The organism is Saccharopolyspora taberi (assembly GCF_039534165.1).
GTDB lineage: Bacteria > Actinomycetota > Actinomycetes > Mycobacteriales > Pseudonocardiaceae > Saccharopolyspora_D > Saccharopolyspora_D taberi.
Map to the genome: position 1 here is coordinate 43,516 of NZ_BAAAUX010000015.1, position 10,187 is coordinate 53,702.

10 protein-coding genes and 1 pseudogene are annotated in these 10,187 nt (G+C 70.9%); 9 read left to right on the top strand and 2 right to left on the bottom strand.

Going from position 1 to position 10,187, the window contains the following annotated elements; translation table 11 throughout:
- The 7 genes and pseudogenes from ABD691_RS18685 to ABD691_RS18715 form a co-directional block, all read left to right on the top strand.
- Window positions 1-383, top strand: a pseudogene (locus ABD691_RS18685) (ATP-binding protein); the annotation flags it as partial.
- 5 nt (window positions 384-388) lie between these two features.
- A complete protein-coding gene (locus tag ABD691_RS18690) occupies window positions 389-1,528 on the top strand; it encodes a C40 family peptidase (protein WP_344681451.1) in 1,140 nt (379 codons plus the stop codon).
- Window positions 1,525-3,408, top strand: coding sequence for a type IV secretory system conjugative DNA transfer family protein (locus tag ABD691_RS18695; RefSeq protein WP_344681453.1), 1,884 nt, complete (start codon window positions 1,525-1,527; stop codon window positions 3,406-3,408). Before ABD691_RS18690 ends, ABD691_RS18695 begins: the two co-directional genes overlap by 4 nt.
- The gene (locus ABD691_RS18700) at window positions 3,405-4,070 is read left to right on the top strand and encodes a hypothetical protein (RefSeq protein WP_344681455.1); all 666 of its coding nucleotides are present in this window, start codon (window positions 3,405-3,407) and stop codon (window positions 4,068-4,070) included. The genes ABD691_RS18695 and ABD691_RS18700 overlap by 4 nt, the downstream gene beginning before the upstream one ends.
- A 20-nt stretch (window positions 4,071-4,090) precedes the next feature.
- Entirely contained in the window at window positions 4,091-4,795 is a 705-nt protein-coding gene (locus ABD691_RS18705; RefSeq protein ID WP_344681457.1) for a GGDEF domain-containing protein, read from the top strand.
- Window positions 4,792-5,154, top strand: a complete 363-nt coding sequence (locus ABD691_RS18710) for a WhiB family transcriptional regulator (protein WP_344681458.1) — start codon at window positions 4,792-4,794, stop codon at window positions 5,152-5,154. The genes ABD691_RS18705 and ABD691_RS18710 overlap by 4 nt, the downstream gene beginning before the upstream one ends.
- Before the next feature lie 69 nt (window positions 5,155-5,223).
- On the top strand, window positions 5,224-5,469 hold the full coding sequence (locus ABD691_RS18715) for a hypothetical protein (RefSeq protein ID WP_344681460.1): 246 nt from the start codon (window positions 5,224-5,226) through the stop codon (window positions 5,467-5,469).
- Between the two features lie 85 nt (window positions 5,470-5,554).
- On the opposite strand, the gene ABD691_RS18720 is transcribed toward ABD691_RS18715, so the two are convergent.
- Complete coding sequence (locus tag ABD691_RS18720) at window positions 5,555-6,493, bottom strand: hypothetical protein (protein WP_344681462.1); 939 nt, start codon at window positions 6,491-6,493, stop codon at window positions 5,555-5,557.
- 161 nt (window positions 6,494-6,654) lie between these two features.
- Between ABD691_RS18720 and ABD691_RS18725 the strand changes: the two genes are divergently transcribed.
- Window positions 6,655-7,311 carry a class I SAM-dependent methyltransferase gene (locus tag ABD691_RS18725; protein WP_344681464.1) on the top strand — a complete coding sequence of 219 codons (657 nt, stop codon included), beginning with the start codon at window positions 6,655-6,657 and terminating at the stop codon, window positions 7,309-7,311.
- Between the two features lie 51 nt (window positions 7,312-7,362).
- Window positions 7,363-7,806 (top strand): hypothetical protein, encoded by a 444-nt coding sequence (locus ABD691_RS18730; protein ID WP_344681466.1) that lies wholly within the window; start codon window positions 7,363-7,365, stop codon window positions 7,804-7,806.
- Window positions 7,807-8,397: 591 nt separating this feature from the next.
- On the opposite strand, the gene ABD691_RS18735 is transcribed toward ABD691_RS18730, so the two are convergent.
- Window positions 8,398-10,187: hypothetical protein (locus ABD691_RS18735; protein WP_344681468.1), on the bottom strand; the 1,790-nt coding region annotated here is incomplete at its 5' end.

The following is a 10,187-nucleotide window of genomic DNA, read 5'->3' on the forward strand; positions in this document are numbered from 1 at the left end:
AGGCCGTCGACTCCGACCTGCGGCTGTCCCGCGCCGAGAAGAAGATCCAGATTCTCGTCGGGCACAAGCCCTCGGACTTCCTGTCGGTGGGCAACGCCGGAAGCCAGGAAGTCGCCATCGCCAAGGACCTCCTCGCGCTGTGCAGCACGAGAATCCTGTTTGGACAGAGCACGAGGGTTGCCGACGAGCTGGCCGAGGACTTCGCCCTGTCGGCCAAGGAATCCGACGTCACCACCGGCTGGTGCATGGAACGCACCGGCCGGGCGCTGTGGAAGATCGAAAACAATCCTGGCTACAAGGTCCAAAGTGTCCTGTCCCGCACCGAGAAGCACACCTTCGACACCAACGCCCAGCTCCGGCAGCGGGCCGACGCGGACCGGTAGCGGCCATGTCGGATTCGAACAAGGGCACCGTCTACTCGATGGTCGCGGTCGCGCTCACCGCGTTCATCATCATGCCCGCGGCGATGGTCGGGGTCGCGGTGATCGCGGTCTCCGGCAGCCTCGGCACCGCCTTCGGTGGCTGCCACGGCGACGGCGGTCCCGGCGGCGGTGGGCAGCAGGTCGGGGATCGCCAGTGGAACGGCGAGCAGATGACCAACGCCTGGACCATCACCTCGGTGGTCCAGCAGCGGCACCTGCCGAAACGGGCCGCGGTCATCGCGATTTCCACCGCGATCGTCGAGTCGGGCTTGATCAACGTTCACCACGGCGACCGGGACTCGCTGGGGCTGTTCCAGCAGAGGCCGTCGATGGGATGGGGCTCATCGGAGCAGGTCACCAACCCCGTCCATGCCACGGGCACGTTCCTGGACCACTTGGTGGAACTCGACGGCTGGCACACCATGCCACCGGGCGTGGCCCAGCAGGAGGTGCAGGCATCGGCGTTCCCGGAGCGCTACGCCCCGCAGGAGCAGCCGGCCAGTGAGTTGATGGCGCGCTTCTGGACCGGCCCGGACAACCCGGTCCCGCCGCCGACTGGTGGTGGCCCGGCCCAGCAGGCGTCGTTCAACACCGCGCTGGGCTGCCCCGACCAGGGCGGATCGAACATCCCGCTGGATCCGGCCACGCTCCCGCCGGGCTATCAGCTGCCCGCCGACCCGCGGCAGCGCGCGGCCGTGGAGTACGCGCTCAGCAAGCTCGGCGCTCCCTACGTCTGGGGCGCCAAGGGGCCGGACAAGTTCGACTGCTCGGGCCTGATGCAGGCCGCGTGGGCCCACGCCGGGGTGCCGATCTCGGCCGGCACCAGCGGCCAGAAGAACGACGGCCGCGCCGTCGGCGGTCTCGGTGAGATCCAGCCTGGCGACCTGGTGTTCATCTCCGGATCGCTCGGTTCACCCAGCAATCCGCAGCACGTGGGTATGTACGCCGGCGACGGCGTGATCGTCAACGCCTACGACGAGAAGACCGGCGTGATTCTCGAACGCCTCGATGCGTGGGCGCCCCAGGTCGTGGCCATCAGGCGGGTCGCCGAACCCGCCGCTGCACCGCCGCCACCGCCAGCACAGCAAGGGAGTCCCCAGGCATGAGCAAGCATCGTCTTTCTCCGACCGCGGATCGCGACATCGCGTTGATGGGAATGCTGGTCGCGGTGCTCGGCGCGCTGCTGGCCCTGGCCGCCGCGCTCATGACCGGCGCCGCTGCCGCCACCGTGCTCACCGGCGGGCCCTGGGCCATGCCCGGCTTCGACACCTGGGTGGGTGGGGTGTTCGCCGTGCTCGGCAACCCCGGTGACCCGGCCGCCGGGCTCGGCGACCCGTGGGCCGCGGTCTTGGCCGGGCAGGCGGGCCTGTACTGGACGGTCACGCTGGCGATCATCGTGCTGGTCGCGGCCGGGCTGGTCACGGTGACCGGGCTGGCCTGGCGCCGGTTCGGCCCCTCGCAGCCCGGTCATGCCAGCCGGGAGGACATCCGCCGCGAGCTCTCACCCGAGGCGGCGCGGCGCACCGCGGAGTGGACCCGGCCGAGTCTGCCCCCGCGCGAACGGCGCCGTGCCCCGGTGGAGGAGGTCGCCGCGCCGCTGCACCGCGGGCCGAACCACCAGCTCATGTGCACACCGCTGGAGAATCCGACCGGCGCGTTCGCTCCGACTCAGTCCGGTAAGTCGCGTCAGGATTTGGTGCACAAAGCCTTGGCCGCGCCCGGTGCGCTGCTGTGTTCCACGACCAAGCCCGACTTGGTCGAATTCGCCGCGCTGGAGCGCACCCGCCGTCCCGAAGCCGGACCGGTGCTGGTCTTCGACACCACCGGCGAGGTGCACTGGCCGGCGCAGGTGCGGTACTCGCCGGTGACCGGGTGCCGGGACTTCAGCACCGCCCGCCGCCGAGCCGAGACGCTGGTCGACGCCGCGGCGGTCGGCCTGGAGAACGTCGGCGGCAACGACAAGGTGTTCCGCGAGCGGGCCAAAACCGTCGTGCAGTCCTATCTGCTCGCCGCCGCGCACGACGGCCGCGGGGTCGGTGACCTGGTCACGTGGGCGATCACCAAACCCCCAGATCAGGAGCCGGTCGAGCTGCTGCGCCGCTACGGGTCCCCCGAGCTGGCCGACAACCTGCGCGCCGAGATCGGCATGGTCGCCGAGACCTCCGACGCGGTGTGGCTGTCGGTGCGGCGGGTCATCGAGCCCTGGCTGGACCCGAAGCTGCGGGAGCTGTGCTCGCCGAAGCCGGGGGAGGAGTTCGACGTCCGCAGCTTCATCGGTAACCAGGGTTCGCTGTTCCTGGTCGCCGGGGAGCACCAGTCTGCCCAGGTGCGCCCGGTGCTCACCGCGCTGGTCGAGGACATCCTCACCACCGAGCAGGAGATGGCGCTGTCGTATCCGTCCCGGCGGCTCGACCCGCCAGCGACCAACGACCTGGATGAGCTCTTCGATGCCACACCGGTGCCGCGGCTACCGGAGATCCTGGCCGATTCGGCCGGCCGGGGCGTGATCATCCACTGGGCCGCGCAGAGCCTCGCGCACCTGGACACCCTCTACGGCGAGAACGGGCGCCGCCAGCTGCTGGACAACACCACGACGCTGACGCTCTGGGGCGGGATCAAGGACCCCAAGACGCTGGAGTGGATCTCCACGATCGCCGACCACCACGAGCGGCGCCGCTACCAGCAGCAATCGGACGGGGTCTTCGGGATCGGGCGCACCTCGGTCGGCACCGAGTCAGTGCCGACCTACCGGCCCGGCGCGGTGCGCACGGTCGACCGCGGCCGCGTCCTCGTGTTCCACCGGCACCTCAAGCCGATCCTCGCCCGCACGGTCGACGTCAAGAAGCGCCGCGACTGGCGCCAGATCAAGGCCGACGTCGCCGCCGTGCGAGGCGGCGAGGTTCCCGTTTCCCCGGACGGATACGCCGTGACCGCCCCGGCGCCGCCGAGTGCCGCGCCCGCTTACCAGGAGGTGAAGCCGCTGTGAGCGACGACGAGATCACCCCGAGCCCCCGCCGTGAACCCGCAGCACGCGGGCAGGAATCCGCTGGTTCCGAGGATCTGGACAAGCAGATCAGTGCGTTGACCGAAGTCGTCGGCGGGCTGGCCAGCAAGGTCAACAAGCTCCGCGACCGGCTCGATGCCCTCGAAAACGGCCACACCGGCGATGAGGACGACGACGGCAAGGACGACAAACACGACCGGCCCGCCCCGTGGGTGGTGTTCACTCCGCCGGCCGCGGCCGAGGACCGCCAGTACCGCAAGGACGGCCACGATCCGAACTGGACACTCGACAACTTCGTGGGCTGGTTCAACGTCACCTACGTCGGCCTCGCCGGTGGTCCGGCCAAGCCGATTCCGGAGTGCTGGCGCGACCATCCCGGCCTGGCGTTGGAGGTCGCCACGCTGGCCTACAGCTGGCGGCGGGCCAACATCGGCCCGACCGCCAATGTGCGCGACGCCCAGTACTGGCACCACACCTGGAGGCCGGGTTTCGCCGCCCGGCTGACCGACTGGGTCCATGCGCACTGCCTGGACGGGCGGCACCGCGACATCGGCGCCCCGTTCCGCGCCGACCGGTTCGCCCAGCACGGCACCACCGCCGAACGGCTCCGCAACGGGCAGCAGCCCGACCAGCGCAGCGCATAAACCCGGAGAAAGGCCCGATCATGCTCTTCCTCGAGTGGAGGCGTCCCACCTGGCCGTCGCGCTCGGCGACGGCTCTGGGGGCGGCCGCGGCGGCCGCGGCGACCGGGTGGGCGGTCACCGCGACCCGGCTGCACGCCCGCACGCGCCAGCTGCACCGCGCCCACCGCGATCCCGTCACGGGGCTGCTCACCCGTGCGGCGTGGGAACCGGCCGCGCAATCCGCCCTGCGCCACGACGGCAGCGCTCTCGGCCTGGTCGACCTGGACGAGTTCAAGGCCGTCAACGACACCTACGGCCACGAGGCCGGCGACCAAGTCCTGCGGACGGTGGCCATCCGGCTGAAAACCGAGCTCGGCCGCACGGCGGTCGTCGGGCGGCTCGGTGGTGACGAGCTCGCCTTCGTGGCCCGTGGGCTGTGCCCCGGCCAGCTCGACACCCTGCTGGCCGCGCTGACCGACTCCATCCCCATCACCTCGTCCACCGGCGCCAGGACTGTCCGGGTCGGGGTCTCACTCGGCATCAGTGCCCTCGGCCGCGCGGCCACCTTGTCCGACGCGCTGCTCGCAGCCGACTCGGCGATGTATGAGGCCAAGACCCGACGGGACGGCTGGCGGCTGCACGCGCCGCGCTCCAGCTCAGGTGCTTCCGCCGCACTGTGTCCCGTTCCCCGCGAACCAGCCCGTGTGCTCACGGGCCCGCAGGTCAAGGAGGTGACCACGTCATGAGCACGCACTGGGAAGACCGCGCTGCCTGCGCCGGCACCATGCTCGAGCTGTGGTTCGGGCCCGAGGACTACGACGAACCGAAGGACCAGACCCGCTGGCGGCACCGGCGCGCGACCGAGTTCTGCGCGACCTGTCCGGTGCGCACCGACTGCCTGGCCGCCGAACTCATCCGGCCGCTGTCCGAGCAGCACGGCATTCGTGGCGGGCTTACGCCCCGCGCGCGGGAACGGTTGCTGGCACGCTGGCGTGCCGCCGGGCTCGTACCCGAGCACTGCCCACCCGAGGACGTCGACCTCGTGCGCAGGCTGCTCACCGAGTCCGACCTGGTGCCCGCCACGCGCTACTGCCCCGGCAGCTAGTGAGACAGTGGTGCGCGGCGGGGCCGCCGCGGCCGTTTCGCCGTGCCGGGTCATCGAGGGGAGTCCGCAGTGCCGATCTGGCTGCTCATCGCCGTCGATCTGGTGGCCATCGGTTTCGCCGTGTTCCTTGCCTTCAAGGTGCCGCACGACCCGTGGCGGATCACCCCGGCCCTGGTGGTGACGTTCCTGTTCACGATCCTGATGGGGGCCACCGTGGATCCGCGGGCGTTCCTGCTGACCGCGGGCCTCGTCGTCTCGTTCGGGACCGGCCGCGCCGTGCACCGGCTGCGGCAGTCCCGTACGAAGCCGGAGTAGCGCCGCGCACTCGGGGCTTCCCCGTAAACCCCGGTAAGCCAGGAAACCCAGGGTTTTCCTGGCTTGCCGGGGTTGCTTGCTGGGCTTAGCCGACTTCCAGCGTGACCGAGACGCGCTTGTGGTCGGAGTCCCAGTTGTCCTCGTCGAGGAAGTCGTGCACTTCGTAGGACCCGTCGACCACGCGGTCGCGGAACCCGGCGTTGAGCAGGAACCGCATGTTGCGCTGCGGCGGACGTGGGGGCTTCGCGGCTTCGGTGGGCCGGGTGTCACCCACCAGTTCGGCCACGTCAGCGAAGCCGGGTTCGTGGCCTCCGGCGCTCACCCGGCGGCCTTGGTCGGCGTCCCAGACGCCCAGCAGCATGTCCAGCGGCAGGGAGTCATACACCTCCGGGCGCCCGGCCCAGGCTTGCGAGTGCCGGATGGTCTGCCACCAGTTAATGGCGTCCCAGCCGGCGACGTCCTCGCCGGAAGCGGCCGTGTTGAAATCGCCGAGGATCACCGCCGGCGGGGCGCCGGGGCGTCCGTAACGGGTCAGTTCCTCGGCGTCGAACACCCTGCCCAGGGGCTTGTTCCAGGGCCAGTGCTGGGGGATCAGATGGTTCGACGGACCGTCCTCGGCCCCGGCCGGCCACCACTTCAGCAGGTTCCGGGTGCGTTCGTAGCCGTCGGCGTCCTCGCCGTCGAACCATTGCCGGACGACGATCGTGGTGGGGTCGTAGAACACGGTGGGCGCGATCGGCCCGCGGTGTTGCGTCAGCGTGCCGTTGAGCGGGACGTACGGCCGTTCCCGCAGTCCGAGGTCGCGCTGCTCCTGGCGTAGCGCGAGCGCGGCTTCGTAGGCTCCGGCGCCGCCGGTGAATGCGTAGCGTTCGGCCTCGCAGAGCACGAGGATGTCGGGCCACCGCGTGCCGCGCATGGTGCGCCGTAGGCCGGTGAAATCCCAGGTGCCGCACGCTTTGTCGGCGTCGCAGTCGCCGCCGCCGTGGGCGTAGTTCAGCAGCGAGAGATCAACGTGTGTGGTCATGGTGCACATGCTCTCGGCGATGATCATCGCGATGTTGCCGGATCGGTGAAACGGGCCGCCACCATTCCCCATTCAGCCCAGCGCGGCGATCAGTCCTGTCGGGGATGCGGGCTAGCGTGATCGGCCCGCTTCCCTCCGATCCGTCCGCCGGAAGGCATGTCATGTCCGACATCACCGACGCCGCCACCTACTGGGACGCCTACGCGGCCCGGACCGCCGCGCACGCCGCCGAGGAACCGGCGTTCGGCTGGACGCAGTATCCCCACTGGGGTCCGGGACGCGAACTGCTCGGTTCGCCGCGCACCGCCCTGGAGCTGGGATGCGGTCGCGGGGATGCGGTGGCCGCGCTCGCCGGCGCGGGTGTGGACGCGACCGGGATCGACCTGTCGGGCGAGCAGCACGAGTACGCCCAGCGGAGGTGGGGCGAGGTTGACGGCGCCCGTTTCGTCCAGGCCGACGTCACCGAGTTCCTGTCGCGCACCCAGCAGCAATGGGACGCGGTCTACAGCATCTGGGGCGCGGTGTGGTTCACCGACCCGGCCGGGCTGCTGCCGCTGGTCCACGATCGGCTCGCGCCCGGCGGCACGCTGGTGTTCTCCCACGCCCCGCCGGTGCCGGGGGCATATGGCGTGCAAGGGATGTATGCCAACGGCTTCAAGGGCAAGGCGGTGTTCGTCTACCGCTGGTCCTATGAGCCCGGTCAGTGGGCGGCGCTGCTGGGTGAGTTCGGGTTTACCGGCATCAACGCTCGTGTGCAGCCCGCCCCCGATGACGGTCTCGTCGGCACGCTGATCGTCCAAGCCCACCGTGGTGGCTGAGCTGCTTCCGTGATGGTGCGCGCAGCACGGCCTCGGCTACGACTACTCGCCTTGGCCGACGATCTGGAGCGGTGGCGTACCGAGCCCGGCGCGGTACGCAAGGAGTGTGGCCCGGCACTACGGCCGGGTGGTGCAACCGGGCTGATCGTGATCCGTCACGCTGTGGTTCGTGCGGCGTCCCAGTCGATGACGCTGCACGACAAGATGCGGGGAGACATCACGATGCCCGAGGACATGGGGGAGCTGATCGAGCAGGTCCGGCACCTGGCGAATGTGAAGGCCGTGGCGGATCCGGAGGCTGCGAAGGAGAAGCTGAACGCGCTGATCTTCACCTACGGCCGGGCCGCAGTGGGGGCCGCGCTGGTGGCGGTGGCGCCGGCCGAGATGGCGGAGCTGGCCACGCGCGAGTCCGACCCCGTGGCGGTCATCGACGGCAGCATCGTCGCGCCGCAGGAAACCCCGGTTACCCCGGAAACACCTGGGTTTCCGGGGTAGCCGGGCTGTCAGTCCCACGCCGGCGCCTGGTCATCCACCCGGCGGCCCAGCGTCTGACGGCTGCCCGTCCCATCGGTGGAGCGCGTCCTCGATCCGTTGCGCCACTTCCTGGTCGAGGCCGGGCCGCCTCGCCGTGTAGCGCAGGTATTCCTCGGCCCCTTGCCGCAGACCGGACCACGGGTACGTGCACACCATTGCGATCTGCGTACCGATAGCCTCGATGTGGTCCCAGGAGTCATGGTCGCGGGTCTCAGGCCGGCCAGCAGCGCGCCGATGACCAGCCACAAAGGACCCATCAGCCGTGCGGCATCTCCACTGGTTTCCGGAGACGGCGCACTTGTCGCAGGCCAGGACACCGGTCATCTCCGGAAACCGGCGCTTCCACTCCTCGTCCAGAGCGTAGACGTCTGACGCCTGGGGGATGGGCTTGCCACAGAGGCAGCACGCGATACGGAATCGGGGCCGAGGCACCGGCGACCTCCTCCTCATCGTTGGTCTGCGCGGCACGGTAGCGACAACGACCCAAAACCCGATCAGGTGATCACCGGGCAGCTTCGGGAGCCCTGGCCGGCGTGACGCGTTCTGGCGAGGTCACAAGCCCATGCCGGAGTGGAACCCGCTGCCCTGGTCCAGTTCGTCATCGTCGTCGTAGCCGTAGCGCTCGTAGTAGCCCTCGTCCTCGCGGTGCGTCTCGTCCTCGTCGCGGTAGTCGGCCTGCCGCTCGACGTAGTCGTCGCGGTAGTCCTCGCGGGTTTCCAGGACCTCGTCGCGCAGGGCCTCGACCCGTTCGATGGTGTCGTCGCGCTGGAAGTTCTCGTTGGGAGTGGTCATCGTCTGCCTCCACTTGTCGGTGATCATCCGCCAGGCGTCGGCCCTGGCGGTCTCGCCGCCGGGTTCGGGTCCCAGCGGCACGTCCGGGTTGGTACTGCGGATGTTGAAGGTCTCGCGGTAGGCGGCGGCGAGCCCGGCGACGGCGTCCCACTGCTCGGCGGCGGCCGGGTCCTGCGGCCGGGGACCGAGCCGCGCTGCCCAGGAGGGTTGGTCGGTCGCGACCTGGTCGCGCAGTTCGCCGACGCGTGTGGTCACTGCTGTGGTGGCCTGATCGAGGTGGTCGGCGAGCTCGGGCTCGGTGGCCCGCACGGTGGGGTGCGGGGTGGCCAGCCAGGGCAGCGCGGTGCGCTCGCCGGCGCCCAGGTCGCGCTGCTCGGCGAGGTGATCGACCACGATCTGCGCGGCGTAGCGGTGGGCGTCCATCGGATCGTGGCCCGGCCGGTCGGCCAGCCGCCGCGCGGCGGCGGTCACCGCCGCGTCGGCGTCCAGGCCCTCGGCGGCGCCGGCGGCGGCGTGGCGCCACACCAGCCGCCAAGCGTCGGAGACCTCGCCCGGTGCTTCCTGAGTGGCGAGGTTCTGCCAGCGGTCGGTCTGCTCCGTGGTCGGTTCAGCGACGCGGGCCGGGGGCTGGTGGTCGGCGATGTGGGCTTCCACGCGCCAGCGCAGCACCGCGGCAGCGTCGTCGACGTCGTCGAGGCTGCCCTGCCCGGCGGTGCGCGCAACGAGTCGGTCGGCTTGCCATCCGGCTTCTTCGGCCCGGCGGAGGCTGGCCAGCAGCGCGGCCTCGGCGGGCTGGTCGAGGGCCTGCGGTGCGTGCTCGGCCAGGGCCTGGTGCGCGACCGTGTTGAGGAGTTCCCGGCTGGTGGTGTGGTGGCGGTCGACCAGGACCGACAGCGGTTCCTCGTGCCGGTCGTCCAGGGTGTCGGTGAAGGTTTTCAGCAGCTCGTCGAAGTCGATGCCCTCGCGTAGCCGCTCAAGCTCGTCCTCGCCGGAGCTGGCTGTCTGCTGGGGTTCGGTGCCGGTGTGCTCGCCGGGCGGTCCCCATTGACCGATGAGGTCGTGCCAGGCGCGAGCCCGCAGCCCTTGGGTGTCGGGCTGCTCGCCCAGCGGGTGGGCCGGGTCGTTGCTGGTGATGCCGAAGGTGTCGCGGTAGGCGGCGGCGAGCCCCGCGATGGCGTCCCAGCGTTCGGCCGTGGCCGGATCTTCCGGTCGTGGTCCCAGGCCGGCGGTCCAGCGTGGCGGGTCGGCGGCGACCTGGGCGCGTAGTTCGGTGTGGCGGCCATGAATCGCGCCCTCGAGGCGCTCGAGGTAGTCACGCAGGTCATCGCTGAGATTGGTGTGGTCGGGCCTGGCCATCCAGGGCAGCGCGAGATTCCTCCCGGCGCCGTTCGCGCGCTGCTCGGCCAGCGCGGCCGAGACCGCGTCGGCGGCGTAGCGGTGCGCGTCCATCGGATCGTGGCCCGGCCGGTCGGCCAGCCGCCGCGCGGCGGCGGTCACCGCCGCGTCGGCGTCCAGGCCCTCGGCGGCGCCGGCGGCGGCGTGGCGCCACA

Excerpts from the sequence above, each read along its gene's own strand:
- ABD691_RS18690 (WP_344681451.1), top strand. The coding sequence starts at position 389 with ATGTCGGATTCGAACAAGGGCACCGTCTACTCGATGGTCGCGGTCGCG.
- ABD691_RS18705 (WP_344681457.1), top strand. The coding sequence starts at position 4,091 with ATGCTCTTCCTCGAGTGGAGGCGTCCCACCTGGCCGTCGCGCTCGGCG.
- ABD691_RS18695 (WP_344681453.1), top strand. The coding sequence starts at position 1,525 with ATGAGCAAGCATCGTCTTTCTCCGACCGCGGATCGCGACATCGCGTTG.
- ABD691_RS18710 (WP_344681458.1), top strand. The coding sequence starts at position 4,792 with ATGAGCACGCACTGGGAAGACCGCGCTGCCTGCGCCGGCACCATGCTC.
- ABD691_RS18725 (WP_344681464.1), top strand. The coding sequence starts at position 6,655 with ATGTCCGACATCACCGACGCCGCCACCTACTGGGACGCCTACGCGGCC.
- ABD691_RS18720 (WP_344681462.1), bottom strand. The coding sequence starts at position 6,493 with ATGACCACACACGTTGATCTCTCGCTGCTGAACTACGCCCACGGCGGC.